At 51.8% G+C, this 20,925-nt stretch carries 12 protein-coding genes; 5 read left to right on the top strand and 7 right to left on the bottom strand.

Translation table 11 applies throughout. The features are described 5' to 3' along the window. Positions 1 to 293 precede the first annotated feature (293 nt). The 3 genes from ileS to murJ all read right to left on the bottom strand — a co-directional run bounded on the left by ileS (position 294) and on the right by murJ (position 5,994). Positions 294 to 3,128 carry an isoleucine--tRNA ligase gene (gene ileS / locus CX664_RS19420; protein ID WP_101748333.1) on the bottom strand — a complete coding sequence of 945 codons (2,835 nt, stop codon included), beginning with the start codon at positions 3,126 to 3,128 and terminating at the stop codon, positions 294 to 296. A 229-nt stretch (positions 3,129 to 3,357) separates the two neighbouring features. After that, positions 3,358 to 4,275, bottom strand: a complete 918-nt coding sequence (ribF, locus tag CX664_RS19415; protein WP_101748332.1) for a bifunctional riboflavin kinase/FAD synthetase — start codon at positions 4,273 to 4,275, stop codon at positions 3,358 to 3,360. Between the two features lie 141 nt (positions 4,276 to 4,416). Further along, positions 4,417 to 5,994: a murein biosynthesis integral membrane protein MurJ gene (gene murJ, locus CX664_RS19410; protein ID WP_101748331.1), complete on the bottom strand. Its 1,578-nt coding sequence runs from the start codon at positions 5,992 to 5,994 to the stop codon at positions 4,417 to 4,419. 412 nt (positions 5,995 to 6,406) lie between these two features. Here murJ and rpsT point away from each other — a divergent pair, with 412 nt between their 5' ends. Then, entirely contained in the window at positions 6,407 to 6,676 is a 270-nt protein-coding gene (gene rpsT, locus CX664_RS19400) for a 30S ribosomal protein S20 (RefSeq protein ID WP_101748329.1), read from the top strand. Positions 6,677 to 6,757: 81 nt separating this feature from the next. Here rpsT and proB read toward each other — a convergent pair whose 3' ends face one another. The 4 genes from proB to rplU form a co-directional block, all read right to left on the bottom strand. Then, the gene (proB, locus tag CX664_RS19395) at positions 6,758 to 7,885 is read right to left on the bottom strand and encodes a glutamate 5-kinase (RefSeq protein ID WP_101748328.1); all 1,128 of its coding nucleotides are present in this window, start codon (positions 7,883 to 7,885) and stop codon (positions 6,758 to 6,760) included. Next, positions 7,882 to 9,081 (bottom strand): Obg family GTPase CgtA, encoded by a 1,200-nt coding sequence (gene cgtA, locus CX664_RS19390; RefSeq protein WP_101748327.1) that lies wholly within the window; start codon positions 9,079 to 9,081, stop codon positions 7,882 to 7,884. The genes proB and cgtA overlap by 4 nt, the downstream gene beginning before the upstream one ends. Before the next feature lie 194 nt (positions 9,082 to 9,275). Continuing rightward, on the bottom strand, positions 9,276 to 9,533 hold the full coding sequence (gene rpmA, locus CX664_RS19385) for a 50S ribosomal protein L27 (protein ID WP_020581555.1): 258 nt from the start codon (positions 9,531 to 9,533) through the stop codon (positions 9,276 to 9,278). Positions 9,534 to 9,629: 96 nt separating this feature from the next. After that, positions 9,630 to 9,941 carry a 50S ribosomal protein L21 gene (gene rplU, locus CX664_RS19380; RefSeq protein WP_101748326.1) on the bottom strand — a complete coding sequence of 104 codons (312 nt, stop codon included), beginning with the start codon at positions 9,939 to 9,941 and terminating at the stop codon, positions 9,630 to 9,632. Positions 9,942 to 10,426: 485 nt separating this feature from the next. On the opposite strand from rplU, the gene ispB reads away from it, so the two are divergent. From ispB to CX664_RS19360, 4 genes are all read left to right on the top strand, one after another. Continuing rightward, complete coding sequence (ispB, locus tag CX664_RS19375) at positions 10,427 to 11,404, top strand: octaprenyl diphosphate synthase (protein ID WP_101748325.1); 978 nt, start codon at positions 10,427 to 10,429, stop codon at positions 11,402 to 11,404. A 254-nt stretch (positions 11,405 to 11,658) separates the two neighbouring features. After that, positions 11,659 to 14,502, top strand: coding sequence for an ankyrin repeat domain-containing protein (locus tag CX664_RS19370; RefSeq protein ID WP_180966562.1), 2,844 nt, complete (start codon positions 11,659 to 11,661; stop codon positions 14,500 to 14,502). A gap of 253 nt (positions 14,503 to 14,755) precedes the next feature. Then, the gene (locus tag CX664_RS19365; RefSeq protein WP_101748323.1) at positions 14,756 to 17,653 is read left to right on the top strand and encodes an ankyrin repeat domain-containing protein; all 2,898 of its coding nucleotides are present in this window, start codon (positions 14,756 to 14,758) and stop codon (positions 17,651 to 17,653) included. A gap of 37 nt (positions 17,654 to 17,690) precedes the next feature. Then, positions 17,691 to 20,900: an ankyrin repeat domain-containing protein gene (locus CX664_RS19360; protein WP_146000161.1), complete on the top strand. Its 3,210-nt coding sequence runs from the start codon at positions 17,691 to 17,693 to the stop codon at positions 20,898 to 20,900. Positions 20,901 to 20,925 lie beyond the last annotated feature (25 nt).

Here is a 20,925-nt window from a genome sequence, read left to right as displayed (position 1 = left end):
CCGAAATCCATAAGAATTTAACAAGTTACAGCGTTGAACAACAGGTCATAAAGCAGACTACTGTCCAAAAAAATACCCGGAGCTGACCGGGTATTTTTTATGGCAAAAGCCAGGAGGCTGTCCGAGAATAGCGCCCGTCTAGGCGACCCCGTAGCGAGGATGGCAGAAAATTGAGGATAAAAATTCCGTTTTGTGAGGTGAATAGCGGGGCTATTTGCCGAACAAAACGGAATTTTTAGACCAATTTGCTGCCACCGCAGTAGGGCAGTCTATTCTCGAACAGCCTCCTGGTATCAGGCAAATTGTCGCTGTTCGCCACTGCCTTCTACGTTTGCAACACAGCGGCCACAAAGCTCCGGATGTTCGGCAATGGTGCCAACATCTTCACGGCGATGCCAGCAACGCTCGCACTTCTTGTGCCCGGCCTTCTCAACCAGCACTTTGAGTCCTGCCAGTTCAGTTGCCGCAGCATCACCCTTATCAGTCAGTGGCTTAACGGTAGCCGCAGAGGTAATCAGCACAAACCGCAACTCATTACCCAGACGGTTCAGTTTTTCTGTCAGCGCCCCATCGGCAAACAGAGTCACTTCCGCTTCCAGAGAGCCACCGATGGTTCCAGCCACACGGGCATCTTCGAGGGCTTTGTTCACCGCCGTCTTCACGTCCAGAATCGTATTCCAGAACTCACGACCCAGCTCATCACCCTCCAGACTGTTCAGCCCTTCATACCAGGTTTCCAGGAAAACCGATGCACCACGCTGCCCGGGCATCGCTTCCCAGATTTCATCGGCGGTAAAGCTGGTGATGGGTGCCATCCAGCGGACAAAGGCCTCGATGATACGGTACATCGCAGTTTGACAGCTGCGACGGGCCAGACTGTTTTGCGCAGTGGTGTACTGACGGTCCTTGATAATGTCCAGATAGAAACCACCCAGATCCAGTGAGCAGAAATTGTGAACTTTCTGGTAGACCGAAAGGAAGTTGTAGCTGTTGTAAGCATCCACCACTTCATTTTGCAGTCTCAGGGTACGATCCACAGCCCACTTATCCAGTGACAGCATATCCTTCCAGGCAACCGCATCGGTTTCTGGGTTGAAACCGGTCAGGTTGGACAACAGAAAGCGTGCGGTATTACGAATACGACGATAGCTGTCTGCCGTGCGCTTGAGGATATCATCAGAAACGGTCATTTCTGAGGTGTAATCTGTAGCAGAGACCCAGAGACGCAGGATATCCGCGCCCAGAGACTTGAAGATCTTCTGGGGAGCAATCACATTACCCAGCGACTTGGACATCTTCCGGCCATTGGCATCCACGGTGAAGCCATGGGTCAGCAGGCCTTTGTAGGGCGGCACGCCATGCATGGCAATACTGGTTTTCAGGGACGACTGGAACCAGCCACGGTGCTGGTCAGAACCTTCCAGATAGAGGTCTGCGGGGAGTTGCAGCCCATCACGTCGCTCGATCACCGAATAGTGAGTAACACCGGAATCAAACCAGACATCCAGAGTATCGGTCACTTTCACATAGTGCTCAGCATCTTCAGCACCAAGCATATCCGCAGGCTCCAGATCAAACCAGGCGTCCATCCCCTCCTGCTCAACTTTCAGCGCAACTTGTTCAATCAGTGCCTGAGTATCCGGATGCAGATCTTCGGTCTCTTTATGGATAAACAGCGCAATTGGTACACCCCAGGTACGCTGACGGGAGATACACCAGTCCGGACTCTGGCCCAGCATGGCTTCCATCCGGTTACGGCCCCACTCAGGGGTAAACACGACACCTTTCAGGGAATCCATGGCGGTATCCAGCAGATGTTCTTTGGTCATGCTGATAAACCACTGGGGCGTGGCACGGAAAATCAGTGGTGTTTTGGTACGCCAGCAGTGAGGGTAGCTGTGCGTCAGTTTCTCCTGAGCCAGCAGTCGACCTTTATCAACCAGTACCTCAACCACTTTCGGGTCAACCTTGTAAACGTGCTCACCAGCAAACAGTTCTACGTTGGCACGGTAATAACCACTGTCGTCCAGATAATTCAGGGTACCGATACCGTAGTGACGCCCCACATTGAAGTCATCAACACCGTGGTCAGGTGCCGTATGAACATTACCGGTACCCGCGTCAATGGTGACGTGGTCACCCAGTATCAGCGGCAGTTCCCGGTCATAGAATGGATGGGCAACTTTCTTGTGTTCAAACGCTGCGCCCTTTGCCCGGGCAATGATCGTATAGTCCTCAATGCCATAGCGCTGCATGGCACTGGCCACCAGGGCTTCAGCCAGAACCAGACGGGCAGGTTCACCATTCACCTGACACTGCACCAGGGCGTAATCCAGATCGCCGCCCATGCTGACCGCCTGGGAGGATGGCAGGGTCCATGGCGTTGTCGTCCAGATTACGACGGCAACCTCGCCTGCACCTTTCTCTACTGAAGAGCCACCGTCAAAAGTAAACGCACTTAACAGATCAGCTTCATCAAGCGCTGCATAACGCACGTCAATCTGGGTAGAGGTTTTATCCTGATACTCAACTTCTGCTTCCGCCAGGGCAGAGCCACCGACAACACTCCAGTAAACCGGCTTATAGCCTTTGACCAGGTGGCCATTGGCAGCAATTTTGCCCAGGGAACGGATGATGTCAGCTTCGGTCTGGAAATCCATGGTCAGATATGGCTTGTCCCAGTCGCCAAACACCCCCATGCGCTTGAAGTCTTCACGCTGGCCATCCACCTGCTTGGCGGCGTATTCACGGCACTTTTTGCGGAAGGTTTTGAAATCCACTTTATCGCCAGCCTTGCCGAGCATACCTTCGACCTTATGCTCAATCGGCAGACCATGGCAGTCCCAGCCCGGAACGTAAGGCGCATCATAGCCATCAAGTGTTTTGGCTTTAACGATAATATCCTTCAGGATCTTGTTAACGGCATGGCCGATGTGGATATCACCATTGGCATAGGGAGGGCCATCATGGAGAATAAACTTTTCCCGTCCCTGGCTGATCTTGCGAATTTCTTCGTAGAGATCCATGTCATACCAGCGCTTGAGCATTTGTGGCTCACGCTGGGCCAAATTGCCACGCATCGGAAAATCGGTCTGCGGCAAATTCAATGTATGCTTGTAGTCGGACATAGTTGTTTACCGGAACCTCTACGGACTATTCATCACAGCTATTTAAGTAGTTAACCAAATGAAATCATATATTTCTGACTAAGTTGTCAGTCACTCTGCGGCGTTGCAACTCCGGTCACATAGCTACGGCTATGCTCCCTACGTTGCGCCTTGCATAGCAACTGCCCACTTAGCCAGAAATATACGATTCCATTTGGCCAACTACTTATTTAAAAAGCTTGCGGGTTATTTAAAAAAGCTTGCGGGCTGTTTCAATATCATTGGCAATCGCTGCCCGCAAGGCTTCAAGCGATTCAAATTTCTGTTCATCCCTGATCTTTTCCACAAACTCTACCCGCAGGGTCTGATCATACAGATCTCCCTTGAAGTCGAGCATATGGACTTCAAGCAGCGGTTTAACGCCGGATACCGATGGCCTGACGCCCAGGTTGGCAACCGCATTAAAACGATGACCATCCACCAGTGTACGAACAGCAAACACGCCCCGCAAAGGCAGACGTCGACGACATACCCTGATGTTCGCCGTGGGGAAGCCCAAGGTTCTGCCCAACTGCTGCCCCTTTACTACCCGGCCAATCATGGTAAATGGTCTGCCCAGCATATGTTCCGCTTCGGCAAACTTATTTTCCGCCAGCGCATCACGAATGCGGGTACTGCTGATACGCCCCTGCTGCATCAATACGGTCTGGGTATCACAGACTTCAAAACCGTAGCGCTCACCCATCAGTTCCAGATGGGTAAAATCGCCTTTGCGGTCACAGCCGTAGCGAAAGTCATCACCCACAATCAGGTAGCGAATATCCAGACCTTCAACCAGCGCCCGGAAGACAAAATCATCAGCACTGAGGCTACGCAGCCGGTCATTGAACGGCAGACAGAGCACCTGATCCACATGATTTTCCGCCAGCAGCGCCAGCTTTTCCCGCAGGCTGGACAGCCTCACGGGTGCAGCATCCACCTGAAAATACTCTCTGGGCTGGGGCTCAAAGGTGATGACACATACCCTGGCGTCCAGCTCAAACGCCTGTTGTTTCAGGGCCTCAAGAATGGTTCTGTGGCCCACATGCACACCATCAAAATTACCGATGGTGGCCACGCATCTCTGATGTTCTGGCCTGATATTGTGCAACCCGCGGATCAACTGCATGGAGGGGCTCGGACTCCCTTACTTCCTGTATTCAACCATTGTTGAAAAAATGTTGACGATGAAGCCGGGCAGTATACCCCAGCCGGTTCCACGGGTCACTGCGTTGGGAAAGCAGCCTGGAAAATTATGGAAAAACAGTCTCTAATGCCTGAACTGCCCGGGCCTGACACCACTGAGTAAAAGCACACCGATGTAAACCGCCAATCCGGACAGGACCAGCAGGCCAGTCTGGGATACTCGCTCCCATAGTGACCAGACCAGCCATTGTTCAATATCTTTGGCCAGCCAGATCAGCGTCGCCGCCATCGCCAGGTTAGCAGCCAGCAGCCGGGCGAAATAAACCAGCCAGCCACTGGCAGGCTGATAAACCCCGGACCGTTGCAAACCACGATACAGCAAGCCCGCATTCAGAAAAGCCGACAGAGTTGTGGCCAGTGCCAGCCCGGCATGTTGCAGGGGGAATACCAGAATCAGGTTAAACGCCATATTCGCAACCATCGCGATAATGGCAATTTTTACCGGCGTTTTGGTGTCCTGGCGGGCAAAATAACCGGGTGCCAGCACTTTGATCAACATAAAAGCGATCAAGCCAAGGGAGTAGGCCTGCAAACTCATGGCGGACATCAACACATCACGGTCCGTCATCTCGCCATAGTCAAAAAGGGTTGCGATTAATGGTCCAGCCAGAATGAACAGCGCAACGGCCGCCGGCACACCAATCAGCAATACCAGACGAATAGCCCAATCCAGTGTTCTGGAGAAATGCCCACCGTCTGCTTCCGCATGCTTGGTGGAGAGGCTGGGCAGAATCACCGTGGCAATGGCGATACCAAACACGCCCAGTGGCAGCTCGGATAAGCGGTCAGAGTAATACAGCCAGGAAACACTGCCGGTTTGCAGGAAAGAGGCCAGCACCGTATCCAGCAGCAGGTTGATCTGACTGACAGAAACCCCGAACAGCGCCGGCACCATCAGTGTCATGATTCTCCGGCTGCCCTCATGCTGAACGCCCCATTTAGGCATGGGCAGAAGGCGAATCTGCAAAAGAAAGGGCATCTGCAGCAACAGCTGGGAAATGCCCGCAATCGCTACGCCCCAGGCCAACGCCATCACCGGCTGATCAAAATAAGGCGTTAGCAGAAGCGTTGAGCCAATCAAACTCAGATTCAGCAACACGGGAGTAAATGCCGGTACCGCAAAGCGTCCATAGGTATTCAGGATTGAGCCCGACAGTGCTGTCAGGGAAATCAACAGCAGGTAGGGAAAGGTAATCCGCAGCATGTCACCGGCAAGCGCCAGTTTTGCCGGTTCATTGATAAAGCCCGGCGCAAACAGCCGGATCAATATCGGAGCCGCCAGAACACCCACAACCGTCACCAGCAGCAATATCCCCGCCAGGGTTCCACTTACGCGACTGACCAATTCGCGCACATCGTCAAAGCTTCGTTTAGAACGATATTCCGACAGCACCGGCACAAAGGCTTGAGAAAACGCCCCTTCAGCAAACAGGCGACGAAGAAAATTCGGGATTTTGAACGCCACAAAAAAGGCATCCGCTGCGGCTGTCGAACCAAAGTAGCCAGCAACCACCACATCCCTGGCCAGACCCAGTACCCGGGAGAGCATGGTCATTATCCCCACCACCAGGCTGGATCGCAGTAATCCGGATTTTTTCGATTCAGGCTGATTGGCTGGCGGACTGTTATCGGAATCACTCATGGTGCAATTGAATGTAAAAGCATAAGAATAAACAGCCAATCATATCCAAGGTAATTGCGATTGCCACATATATTGTGAAAATCGCTGGTTTTGCCCAAAAGCAGTGTCACCTCCCGGACCGTCAAAAAACGCCACAGTCCGGCAGATTTAAAGCCCTGCAGGCAGTATGCCGTATTGACAAGACCGGCCTGAGTCGGCATAGTTCGGCGGCTAAATAGCCTTGAGCCAAATACAGTGCCAGGTATAGCCCTGAGCTGGATAAAGCCCTGAGCTAAATGAAAGTGGGATATGGGCTGACAGTGTCTTACCCGGGGCATTGCCAGTAACTGCGGCAAACAACCTATTCCATGCAGGGTGCCCCAAAGCCGCCCTGAGACAACCCGAACGAAATTGAATTTCCAGGAGCACCGAAATGGCAAACTCTCCTTCTGCACGCAAGCGCGCCCGTCAGGCTGAAAACCGTCGTCAGCACAACGCCAGCCTGCGTTCCATGGTTCGCACTTCTATCAAGAAGGTGATCAAGGCGATCGACACCAGAGACGTTGAAGCCGCTAAAGCTGCCTTCACTGCAGCGGTACCTGTGATCGACCGTATGGCCGACAAGGGCATCATCCACAAGAACAAGGCTGCTCGTCACAAGAGCCGTCTGAACGCTCAGATCAAGGCCCTGGCAACTGCCTGAGCCCCGCTGAGACAGACAACCAATCTGCGTTGTCAGGATACAAAAAAACCGGCGCTTGCCGGTTTTTTTGTATCTATACGATCAAGACGCAAGCACCATATTATCCCGGTGCAGCAACTCAGGCTCTCGCTGATAGCCTAACAACGCCTTAATCTGATGACTGGGCTTGCCAATAATACGTTCCGCTTCACTGGCACCGTAATTGATCAACCCCCGAGCCACTTCATTGCCGTTTTCATCCAGGCAGGTAACCATCTCACCACGCTGGAAGCGGCCTCTCAGCGCTTTTACCCCTACTGGCAACAGGCTCTTACCCTGTTCCTTCAGTACCCGGACAGCACCGGCATCCAGCACCAGTTCGCCGGCGGTTTTCAGATGCCCCTGGAGCCACTGCTTGCGTGCCGCCATTGGCTCCTGATCCGGAAGCAGTAAGGTACCCAGCTCTTCACCGGCAAACACCCGGGTAATCACACTGTCTGCACGACCACCAACAATCACCGTCGCACAGCCGGATGCAGCCGCCTGGCGGGATGCGCGCAACTTGGTCTGCATGCCACCACGACCCAGGCGACCACTGCCACCACCCGCCATGGCATCCAGGGACTCATCCCCGGCACGCACTTCATGCATCAGCCTGGCATCAGGATTGGTTCTTGGGTCGGCGGTAAACAGGCCATCCTGATCCGTCAGAATCACCAGGACATCCGCTTCCACCTGGTTGGCCACCAGCGCTGCCAGGGTATCGTTATCGCCAAAGCGAAGTTCGTCAGTCACAACCGTGTCATTTTCATTGATGACCGGTACCACCCCAATTTCCAACAGGGTTTTCAGGGTACTCCGGGCATTCAGGTAACGTCGGCGATTACTGTGGTCATCGTGGGTCAACAACACCTGTGCAGGCTGCACACCATACTTCTGAAAACCAACCTCCCAGGCCTGCACCAGACGGGCCTGACCCACCGCCGCCGCTGCCTGCAGCTGATGCAGCGCTGTTGGCCGCTCCATCCAGCCCAGCTTTTCCATGCCTGCCGCAACCGCACCGGAAGAGACCAGCACGACCTCCACGCCCTGATCACGCAGCTGGCACATCTGCGTCACCCAGGCGTCCATACGATCAAGATCCAGGCCCTGACCTTCATTGGTTAACAGCGCACTGCCAATTTTGATCACCCAGCGCCGGGCTGCCTGCAAGCGGTTGCGTTCACTCATACGTAGAAGACCTCAACATCGTGATCGTCATCATCGTCGTCGTCATCGTTATCCGCCGCTTTTTTTGCCGCCCGACGAGCACGACGCTCTTCGGCCAGCTCCCGCATACGCATGCGCGCCTCAGATTCCATCTTGCTCAGCTGCTCTTCTTCCTGTTTGGCCAGCTCTTCATCTTCACTTTGTTCCAGGGCGCGCTCTTCGATAAAGCTCATGATGTTCTGACAAAGAATCCCGGTGCCCAGACCAGCAATAGCGGATGTCTGGTAAACAGGGCCGGTCCAGTTCAGCTCCTTGATAATATGCTGGCAGACAGCTTCACGCTGATCATCGGGCAGCAAATCAACTTTATTCAACACCAGCCAGCGATCCCGGTTCGCCAGGGTTTCACTGAACTGTTCTAATTCATGAATGATTGCCTTGGCAGACTCCGCCGGATCGGTGTCATCATAAGGTGCCACATCAACAAGGTGCAGCAGAATACGGCATCGGGCCAAATGCTTGAGGAAGCGAATACCGAGGCCAGCCCCCTCAGCAGCGCCCTCAATCAGACCGGGAATATCAGCAATAACAAAGCCACGATGACGATCCACCGCCACCACGCCCAAATTTGGAACCAAGGTAGTAAATGGATAGTCAGCCACCTTTGGCCGAGCCTGGGATACGGCACGAATAAACGTAGACTTGCCCGCATTGGGCATACCGAGCAGGCCCACATCGGCAATCACCTTAAGCTCAAGGCGCAGATCCCGGCGCTCGCCTTCAGAACCCGGGCTGGTCTGTCTCGGCGCACGGTTGACACTGGATTTATAACGGGTATTCCCCAACCCATGGAAGCCACCCTGGGCGACCTTGACGCGCTCACCAACATGGGTCAGATCGCAGATAACCTCTTCCGTCTCGTTATCCACAACCGTGGTGCCCACCGGCACTTTCAGCTCGATATCCGTACCTTTGGCACCGGTACAGTTACGGCCACGACCCGGCTCACCGTTCTGTGCCTGGTAGTGCTTCTGGTAGCGGTAATCCACCAGGGTATTCAGGTCGTTGTCAGCAATCACATAGATGCTGCCACCATCACCACCGTCGCCACCATCGGGGCCACCTTTTTCAATAAATTTTTCACGGCGAAAGCTCAGGCAGCCATTACCACCTTTACCCGCCTGAACCGTGATTGTCGCTTCATCTACAAACTTCATTGCGCCACTCTCCTGCAACCATAATTGCAGCGTAACCAGTCATCTGCCAATGCCTGCAGGTAAACCCTTAATAGATGTCAGGGCTTACCTGTAGGCACTGTCCGGTCAATAGATAAACAAAAGCCCCGCGATAGCGGGGCTTTCAGGGTGAGCCGTCAGCAATCATCAGATAATCACTGGCAGCCCGAACGCCATTATGCAGCAGCTACGCTGACATACTTGCGCTTTTTAGGACCCTTCACTTCAAACACGACTTTACCGTCGGCCTTGGCGAACAGGGTGTGGTCCTTACCGATGCCTACGTTAGCACCAGCGTGGAACTTGGTACCACGCTGACGAACGATGATGGCACCCGCCTGGATAGCCTGACCACCAAAGATTTTGACACCAAGGCGTTTACTTTCTGAATCGCGACCGTTGCGGGTACTACCGCCAGCTTTTTTGTGAGCCATCTTGCTCTCCTTTTATCCCGGACCTGCCGCCAGCTACCACACCAGAGACTGCCCTTAGAAGTATTCAACAGGTTTGATAAAACCTGTCAGCAATAATTAACCGGCAATTCCGGTGATCTTCAGCTCAGTGAACCACTGACGATGGCCCATCTGCTTGCGGTGATGCTTACGACGCTTGAACTTGATGATCTTGATTTTTGGACCACGGCCGTGGCTGATAACTTCAGCAGTAACCTTGGCACCTTCAACCACTGGAGCACCAACTTTCAGTTCTTCGCCATTGGCGATCAGCAGAACGTCGTTGATTTCCAGGCTTTCGCCAGCGGCGTTGCTCAGTTTTTCTACCTTCAGGATTTCTCCTTCGGTAACGCGGTACTGCTTACCACCAGTTCTGATAACTGCGTACATGATTTGATCTCCGAAAATCCTTAAGAGCCTCTTTGTCAAAGGCATCCACCGGCCCTGGAAAGGCATGGTGGAATTTTTAGCTATCTAAAAACCACTTCTTTTGAAGCTGACGGCCATTAAAGAAGCTGATGGCTGCAACAAGACCAGTACGGCCTTTCAGTTACCATCAGGGATGGGCGGCACCTCATGAGCTGAAGGGCAGCTGAAACCAGCTATTGATCAGCAATCCATGACAAAGCGGCACACCGCACCGGATTCTCAGATAGGGGCGCAAATTCTAAGGGAGTCAAGCCTCACTGGCAAGACCTGTTGGCATTTTATCCTGCCCTGCCCGGTGAAAGGGGTCAGGAGGTCTGCTGCCTGTGTCACCGAAATAAGTAGGCACACCGCAAAGACCCTGTATTAGTGCCTTCATCACCGGCTGCTATTGACAGTTGCAGTAGCACTAAATACGATGCCCAATTTCGCCCCACCAAATAAGCCAGATGCCGGACAAACAACAAGCCTCTTTTCAGATCGCAGTCCACGACGATTTCCGCAGGGTGAACGAGTGCATTCACGAGCAGTTGCACTCTGACGTCGCCCTGGTCAGCAAAATCAGTGAATACATCATTAAGTCCGGTGGCAAGCGGCTACGCCCATTGCTGGTACTGCTGACGGCCCGGGCCTGTGGTTACAATGACTACAACCATGTGCCACTGGCCGCCATTATTGAATTCCTGCACACCGCCACCCTGCTGCATGACGACGTGGTGGATCAGTCAGACCTGCGCCGTGGCAGAGACACGGCGAATGCCCTGTGGGGCAACGCGCCCAGCGTTCTGGTGGGTGATTTTCTCTATTCCCGCGCATTCCAGATGATGGTAGGGCTGGAGAGCTTCAGGCTGCTGCATATTCTGGCGGATGCCACCAATGTCATTGCCGAGGGTGAGGTTATGCAGCTGATGAACATCAATGATGCTGATGTTACCGAAGATGACTACATGGAAGTCATCCGCTGCAAAACCGCCATGCTGTTCCAGGCCTCCAGCCAGACGGCTGCCGTGCTGAGCAAAGCCAGCCCGGAACTGGAAAAAGATATGGCTAACTACGGTAATTACCTCGGCATTGCCTTCCAGCTGGTGGATGATCTGCTGGACTATGAGGGCGATACGGAAACCATGGGTAAAAACCTCGGGGATGATCTGGCGGAAGGCAAACCGACATTGCCGCTGATTTACACCCTGAAACATGGTACCAGTGAACAAAAAGCGCTGGTAAGGGAAGCGATTGAGCAAGGCGGCCGGGACAATATTGCAGCCGTTGCGGAAGCGGTTCGCAGCTCTGGAGCACTTCTGTACACTGCTGCTAAAGCCCGGGAATACACAGCCAAGGCAAAACGCTGCCTGAACTTATTGCCTGAAGGCGAGTATCGCAGTGCTATGGCGGACCTTGCGGACTTCGCGGTTGTCAGAAGCTGTTAATCAGCATTTATTACAAGGCGAACCCTTGCAAGCGAAGTGGCCGGTATTTTGTGAATACCGGCCTTTTTTTATGGCTGGACAAAAGGCAAGTTCACCGCAGCCTCCAGAAAGATCTGACCGCGGTTTTCAGGATTGGTGTCGCATTCCAACGAAAGCAATCCCTGCAGCCATGGCTCAGGGGTGATCAACTGCTGAAGTCAGGTCAGCAATGCATGCCATTAACATGCAACTTTTCCACTATTTTGAAATCGAATATGTCCAAAACAAATATGACATTGGACAAATTCATGCTTTCGTTAAATACAGAAATCAACTCAATACTTTTCCAACCCTGGCAACCAGATACTGCTTCTGAAAAGTCACCAATACCAACGGCTGCCTATCAGCCAGAATATATTGAATTGCCCGGGGTCCATTGTTACGAGGAACTGGAAACCCATGCTGCCTTTCCTGAGATTAAAACCCGTTTCCTGAATGATATTGAGGAGATGAAACAACTGGTACAGCCCTACGTTAATGATCAATACGATACATCAATAGATATTTTTTATGAGAAACTGGAATCACCGCCTGATCATCTTAAAAACAGCCTGCTCACCCTGTATCGTGAGACACGCTTTCAGATTCGACAGTTAGTCATGCAGCTCAGGGACCAACAACACGATCCAAATGTTGACAACCAAAATTACATCGCCGGGGTACTTCATGAGTGCCTGAGTGACATTCAGGAGTGCCCTCCCGGTATTCACGGCCGCTTTACCAAGAGTTTTCTTAATTTGGAAGCCTCACGAGGAGGGCTGGGCGGGAAGCTCTTCAATGTCAGGAGTGAACTGTTTGATCAATTTATCCAGTCTTTCCTGCTTGAGTTGCAACGGGAGGGATTGGTTGATATATCACCAGACATGGAGATTCACTGGGTTCACAGCTTGCACAATCTTTTCTGTGAGCCTCTGGGACTTGCTCATATCGCTGACACTTCGGCACCGATCAATCTGGGTGGTGACCTTACCCGGCGATTTCTTGCAGCTGCACCACTGTCAGTCAATGCTTGCACCATCCTCCGTAAACTCTCGTCCGGGTGGTCTGACCAGCTCAGCGCAACCCTGCAAAAACTGGGCGTACAGACATGGGAAACCAACGTTATTGCCCCTTTTGAACTGACTTCAGAGAGAACGGGGACGCTTGAAAGCGCACTCTTTAAACCGGTCAATCATTTACTGCAAACAAGCGGAGAACAGTCCCTTGATCTCAGGACCGTTATCGAAGAAACAGGCGATGGCAACTATTACCTTGGCCGTTATCGGGAAAAGTTACTGGCCTGGGTGACCAGCCATTTCTGTGAATCATCCGCCCGGGTGTTCGCCACTATTCCTGCTGATGTTGATTCGGCCTGGTATATCGGTACCATCAACCAGCTTTTCTTCTGGGTATTTAATCATGACCAGTACTTGCCGACGGGGCTGGCGTGTCCTTTTGATGGGAATAATCACACCACGCTGACATTGCCTCATTTAATCTCCATTGACTTCTCAACCTGGCCTGAAACCACCATTTATGCCCTGCTCACCCAGGCAATGGAGCAAACCGATAAGGCCTGGCATATTGCCTCGTTCTTCCTGCAACACACCACCATCGAACAGCTTGGTAAAATACCAGCGATGGTGACCAGGGCACTTGCCAACCAACTCAGTGACAAGCTGATTAAACACGATGACACTTTTAAAGAAACGTTATACCAATGTGTAGTTGATCATTTTGCCTCTGTTACAACGTTCATTACTCCCGGCATTACTCCAGGCATTGCTCCACGCGTACTGGACTGGCTGATCGATACACCTCTGCTGAAGCCGGTCTTATTGAGACTTCAACAACAGGGAATAGATGTTTTGTCAATCACATCACGTCTGGCCAGCTGGCAGGTCTCTGATTTCTCCCACGAGGATATCAAAAAGTTACTGACACCCCATGATTGCCAGCGACTGTTCAAACAGGCCCTTATTCTGAAGCAGGCAGAAACCCTGTCCAATCTTCTGTTAACCGGTCATTGTGATCAATTGACCAGCTTCTTGAACGATGACCAGGACAGCCCCCTGGCGTGCTTTGCAAGTTCCGGTAATTTGCCTGGATTGGAATACCTGTTGAAACCGGGCAACCCGCAGGTTAACCAGAAAAATATCCATGGCTCGACGCCACTGCACATCGCTGCCAAAAACGGGCACGTAGCGTTCGTCAGGGCGTTACTGGCCATCGGTGGCATTGACGTCAATGTGAAGAATAACAATGGCGTGACACCCCTGTACTATGCTGCCTTGAGAGGCCACGCAGAGTGCGTCACGGAGTTGTTGAACACCACAGGCATTGACGTCAATGTGACACATAACGATAGCTTGACGCCCTTGCACGGTGCTGCCTCAGAAGGCCACGTAGTGTGTGTCAGGGCGTTATTGACCGCCGATGGCATTGATGTCAATGTGCAGAATAACAATGGCTTTACGCCCCTGTACTGTGCTGTCGCAGAAGGCTACGCAGAGTGCATCAAGGAATTACTGTCCGCCGACGGCATTGACGTCAATGTTAAGTGTCTCGATGGCTATACGCCCCTGTACTGCGCTGTTGTAGAAGACTTCGCAGAGTGCATCAAGGTATTACTGACCGCCGACGACATTGACGTCAATGTGAAATCGTCTTCAGGCGTGACGCCCCTGAGCTGCGCTGCCCTATCTGGCTATACAGACTGCATCATGGTGTTATTGAACGCCAAAGGCATTGACGTCAATATGGCACTACCTGGGCACCTTACGCCCCTGCACTGGGCCGCCATGGGCGACAACGTAGAGTGCGTCCTGCTGTTATTGAACGCCAAGGGCATTGACGTCAATGTGAAAACATTCAAGGGTCTCACGCCCCTGCACTGCGCTGCCGAATTTGGCCATGCAGGGTCTATCAAAGCGTTACTTACAGCTCCCGGCATTGATATCAGTATAAAAAGTAGCGATGGCTTGACGCCCCGGGACGCCGCCCGCAAAAATGGCCATGCAGAGTGCGAAAGACTGCTGACTCCACTTTTTCCGGATCCGGGACTTGGCTCTGGTAATTGATTAGCCCGGACTGCGTAAAATGATGAAGTTATTCCGGGACAAATTCAAAGGGGTGTGAGGGAGCACATTTACGAAATATTCGGGTCAGGGTCGGCAGTTCCCGGTTTATTCGTTACCTGTTTTTCCCACGCCAATATCACCATATTCATTTTAATAGCTAAAAATTCAATAATTAATGCAAGCCATTAATATGCAACTTTTCCACTAATTTGCAATCAAATATGTCCAAAACAAATAGAACATAGACAAATTCATGCTTTCGTTAAATACAGAAATCAACTCAATACTTTTCCAACCCTGGCAACCAGATACAGCTCCTGAAAAGCCAACGGTTGCCCATCAGCCAGAATATATTGAATTGCCCGGGGTTCATTGTTACGAGGAACTGGAAACCCATGCCGCCTTTCCTGAGATAAAAACCCGCTTCCTGAATGATATTGAGGAGATGAAACAACTGGTACAGCCCTACGTTAATGATCAATACGATACATCAATAGATATTTTTCATGAGACGCTGGAATCACCGCCTGAACATCTTAAAAACATCGTGCTCACCCAGTATCGTGAGACACGCTTCCAGATTCGACAGTTAGTCATGCAACTCAGGGATCAACAACACGATCCAAATGTTGACAGCCAGAATTACATCGCCGGGATACTTCATGACTGCCTGAGCGACATTCAGGAGTGCGCTCCTGTTATTCACGACCGCTTTACCCTGAGTTTTCTTAATTTGGAAGCCTTACGGGGAGGGCTGGGCGGGAAGATCTTCAATGTCAGGAGTGAGCTGTTTGATCAATTGATCCAGTCTTTCCTGCTTGAGCTGCAACGGGAGAGGTTGGTTGATATACCACCAGGCATGGAGGTTCACTGGAAGCACAGCTTGCACAATCTTTTCTGTGGGCCTCTGGGGCTTCCCCATATCGTTGACACTTCGGCACCGACCCATCTGGGTGATGATCTTACCCGGCGATTTCTTGCGGCTGCACCACTGTCAGTCAATGCCTGTACCATCCTGCGTCAACTCTCGTCCGGGTGGTCTGACCAGCTCAGTGCAACCCTGCAAAAACTGGGTATACAGGCATGGGAAACCGACGTTATTGCCCCCTTTGAACTGACTTCAGAGAGAATGGGGACGCTTGAAAGCGCACTCTTTAAACCGGTCAATCATTTACTGCAAACAGGCGGAGAACAGTCCCTTGATCTCAGGGCCGTCATCGAAGAAACTGGCGATGGCAACTATTACCTTGGCCGGTATCGGGAAAAGTTACTGGCCTGGGTGGCCAGCCATTTCTGTGAATCATCGGCCCAGGTGTTCGCCACTATTCCTGCCGGTGTCGATTCGGCCTGGCATATCGGCACCATCAACCAGCTTTTCTTCTGGGTATTTAATCATGACCAGTACTTGCCGACGGGGCTGGCGTGTACTTTTAATGCGAATAATCACACCTCGCTGACATTGCCGCATTTAATGTCCATTGACTTCTCAACCTGGCCTGAAACCACCATTTATGCCCTGCTCACCCAGGCAATGGAGCAAACCGATAAGGCCCGGCATATTGCCTCGTTTTTCCTGCAACACACCACCATCGAACAGCTTGGTAAAATACCAGCGATGGTGACCAGGGCGCTTGCCAACCAACTCAGTGAGAAGCTGATTAAACACGATGACACTTTTAAAGAAACGTTATACCAATGTGTAGTTGGTCACTTTGCCTCTGTTACAACGTTCATTACTCCCGGCATTACTCCAGGCATTGCTCCACGCGTACTGGACTGGCTGATCGATACACCGCTGCTGAAGCCGGTCTTATTGAGACTTCAACAACAGGGAATAAATGTGTTGTCAATCACATCACGCCTGGCCAGCTGGCAGGTCTCTGATTTTTCCCACGAGGATATGAAAAAGTTACTGACACCCCATGATTGCCAGCGACTGTTTAAACAGGCCCTTATTCTGAGGCAGACCGAAACCCTGTCCAATCTTCTGTTAACCGGTCATTGTGATCCATTGACCAGCTTCTTGAACGATGATCTGGACAGCCCCCTGGCGTGCTTTGCAAGTTCCGGTAATTTGCCTGCATTGGAATACCTGTTGAAATCAGGCAACCCGCAGGTTAATCGAAAAAATATCCATGGCTCGACGCCCCTGCACATCGCTGCCGAAAACGGGCACGCAGCGTTCGTCAGGACGTTGCTGGCCATCGACGGCATTGACGTCAATGTGCAGAATGAAGATGGCTATACGCCCCTGAACTGTGCTACCTCAGAAGGCCACGTAGTGTGTGTCACGGAGTTGTTGAACACCACAGGCATTGACATCAATGTAAAAAATAACGATGGCTTGACACCCCTGCACTATGCTGCCTCAGGCTACGTAGTGTGTGTCAGGGCGTTATTGGCCGCCGACGGCATGGACGTCAATGTGCAGAGTGACGATGGCTTTACGCCCCTGTACTGCGCTGTCGTAGAAGGGCATGCAGAGTGCATCAGGGAATTACTGTCCGCCGACGACATTGACGTCAATGTTAAGTCTGCCGATGGCAATACGCCCCTGTTCTGTGCTGTTATAAAAGACTTCCCAGAGTGCATCATGGCATTACTGACCGCCGCCGACATTGACGTCAATGTGAGGTCTGACGCAGGCATACCCCTGAACTCGGCTGCCGCGGCAGGTAAGGCAGAGTGCATCTCGGCGTTATTGACCGATGACCGCATTGACGTCAATGTGATGTCTGACGCAGGCTTCACGCCCCTGAGTTCCGCTGCCCGATCTGGCCATACAGACTGCGTCATGCTGTTATTGAACGCCAAAGGCATTGACGTCAATATGGCACTACCTGGGGGCTTTACGGCCCTGCACTGGGCCGCCATAGAAGACAACGTAGAGTGCATCGCGCTTTTATTGAACGCCACAGGCATTGACGTCAATGTGAAAACACTCAAGGGTTTCACGCCCCTGTACTGCGCTGCCAAATTTGGCCATGCAGAGTCCATCAAAGCGCTACTTAAAGCTCCCGGCATTAACATCAGTATAAAAAGTAACCGTGGCTTGACGCCTCGGGACGCCGCCCGCAAAGAAGGCCATGCAGAGTGCGAAAGACTGCTGATTAACCCTTTTCCAGATCCAGGACTCAGCTCAGGTAATTGATAGCTATCCAAAATAAATTCTGACATTGGATAAATTCATGCTTTCGTTAAATACAGAAATCAACTCAGTACTTTTCCAACCCTGGCAACCAGATACTGCTTCTGAAAAGCCACCAATACCAACGGTTGCCCATCAGCCAGAATATATTGAATTGCCCGGGGTTCATTGTTACGAGGAACTGGAAACCCATGCCGCCTTTCCTGAGATAAAAACCCGTTTCCTGAATGATATTGAGGAGATGAAGCAACTGGTACACCCCTACGTTAATCATCAATACGATATATCAATAGATATTTTTCATGACAAGCTGAAATCACCTCCTGAACATCTTAAAAACAGCCTGCTACCCCTGTATCGTGAGACACGCTTTCAGATTCGACAGTTAGTCATGCAACTCAGGGATCAACAACACGATCCAAATATTGACAACCAAAATTACATCGCCGGGGTACTTCATGATTGCCTGAGCGACATTCAGGAGTGCGCTCCCGGTATTCACGGCCGCTTTACCCAGAGTTTTCTTAATTTGGAAGCCTCCCGGGGAGGGCTGGGCGGGAAGCTCTTCAATGTCAGGAGTGAGCTGTTTGATCAATTTATCCAGTCTTTCCTGCTTGAGCTGCAACGGGAGAGGTTGGTTGATATACCATCAGGCGTGGAGGTTCACTGGAATCACAGCTTGCACAATCTTTTCTGTGAGCCTCTGGGGCTTCCCCATTTCGTTGACCCACTGGCACCGACCCATCTGGGTGATGACCTTACCCGGCGATTTCTTGCGGCTGCACCGCTGTCAGTCAATGCCTGTACCATCCTGCGTAAACTCTCGTCCGGATGGTCTGACCAGCTCAGTGCAACCCTGCAAAAACTGGGCGTACAGACATGGGAAACCGACGTTATTGCCCCCTTTGAACTGACTTCAGAGAGAACGGGGACGCTTGAAAGCGCACTCTTTAAACCGGTCAATCATTTACTGCAAACAAGCGGAGAACAGTCCCTTGATCTCAGGGCCGTCATCGAAGAAACTGGCGATGGTAACTATTACCTTGGCCGGTATCGGGAAAAGTTACTGGCCTGGGTGGCCAGCCATTTCTGTGAATCATCGGCCCAGGTGTTCGCCACTATTCCTGCAGGTGTCGATTCGGCCAGGCATATCGGCACCATCAATCAGCTTTTCTTCTGGGTATTTAATCATGACCAGTACTTGCCGACGGGGCTGGCGTGTCCTTTTGATGGGAATAATCACACCACGCTGACATTGCCTCATTTAATCTCCATTGACTTCTCAACCTGGCCTGAAACCACCATTTATGCCCTGCTCACCCAGGCAATGGAGCAAACCGATAAGGCCTGGCATATTGCCTCGTTTTTCCTGCAACACACCACCATCGAACAGCTTGGTAAAATACCAGCGATGGTGACCAGGGCACTTGCCAACCAACTCAGTGACAAGCTGATTAAGCACGATAACACTTTTAAAGAAACATTATACCAATGTGTAGTTGATCATTTTGCCTCTGTTACACCGTTCATTACTCCCGGCATTACTCCAGGCATTGCTCCACGCGTACTGGACTGGCTGATCGATACACCGCTGCTGAAGCCGGTCTTATTGAGACTTCAACAACAGGGAATAAATGTGTTGTCAATCACATCACGCCTGGCCAGCTGGCAGGTCTCTGATTTTTCCCACGAGGATATGAAAAAGTTACTGACACCCCATGATTGCCAGCGACTGTTTAAACAGGCCCTTATTCTGAGGCAGACCGAAACCCTGTCCAATCTTCTGTTAACCGGTCATTGTGATCAATTGACCAGTTTCTTGAACGATGATCTGGACAGCCCCCTGGCGTGCTTTGCAAGTTCCGGTAATTTGACTGGATTGGAATACCTGTTGAAACTGGGCAACCCGCAGGTTAGCCAGAAAAATATCCATGGCTCGACGCCCCTGCACATCGCTGCCGAAAACGGGCATGTAGTGTTTGTCAGGGCGTTACTGGCCATCGACGGCATTGACGTCAATGTGCAGAATGAAGATGGCTATACGCCTCTGCACTGTGCTGCCTCAGAAGGCCACGTAGTGTGTGTCAGGGCGTTATTGACCGCCGACGGCATTGACGTCAATGCACAGGATGAAGATGGCTCGACGCCCCTGCACTGTGCTGCCTCAGAAGGCCACGTAGTGTGTGTCAGGGCGTTATTGACCGCCGATGGCATTGACGTCAATGTACAGGATGAAGATGGCTCGACGCCCCTGCACTGTGCTGCCTCAGAAGGCCACGTAGTGTGTGTCAGGGCGTTATTGACCGCCGATGGCATTGACGTCAATGTACAGGATGAAGATGGCTCGACGCCCCTCCTGCACTGTGCTGCCTCAGAAGGCCATGTAATGTGTGTCAGGGCGTTATTGACCGCCGATGGCATTGACGTCAATGTGCAGAATAACGATGGCTTTACGCCCCTGTACCGTGCTGTCGCAGAAGGCCTCATAGAGTGCATCAAGGTATTACTGTCCGCCGACAGCATTGACGTCAATGTGGAGACTAACGAAGGCTTTACGCCCCTGTACCTTGCTGTCGCAGAAGGCCTCATAGAGTGCATCAAGGTATTACTGTCCTCCGACAGCATTGACGTCAATGCGAAATCGTCTTCAGGCTTTACGCCCCTACACTGGGCTGCCACGAAAGGTCAGGCAGAGTCCATTCTGGCGTTATTGACCGACGACCGCATTGACGTCAATGTAACGACTGACGATGGCTGGACGCCCCTGTGCTGCGCTGTCAACTCTGGCTATACAGACTGCGTCATGGTGTTATTGAACGCCAAAGGCATTGACGTCAATATGGCACTACCCGGGGGCCTTACGCCCCTGCACTTGGCCGCCATAAGCGACAACGCAGAGTGCGTCGTGCTGTTATTGAACGCCAAAGGCATTGACGTCAATGTGAAAACACTCAAGGGTATCACGCCTCTGCACAGCGCTGCCCAATTTGGCCAGGCAGGATCCATCAAAGCCTTACTTACAGCTCCCGGCATTGACATCAGTATAAAAAGTAGCGATGGCTTAACGCCCCTGGACACTGCTCGCAAAAAAGGCCATGCAGAGTGCGAAAGACTGCTGATTCCACTTTTAACAGTTACTGGTTCACTAACTGATGACCGTGATAGTACTGATACTGGATTCCTGGCGGTGTCAGGGGGAAGCGCTTCAGGAACCGGATGGGAGTCGAACCCACTGGATTTCAACGATTAAAACAACCAATGGACGACAGTATTCA

It is taken from the genome of Endozoicomonas acroporae (genome assembly GCF_002864045.1).
GTDB classification, from domain to species: domain Bacteria; phylum Pseudomonadota; class Gammaproteobacteria; order Pseudomonadales; family Endozoicomonadaceae; genus Endozoicomonas; species Endozoicomonas acroporae.
The sequence above is the reverse complement of the archived record's forward strand: the minus strand, read 5'-3'. Positions and strand labels throughout refer to the sequence as shown.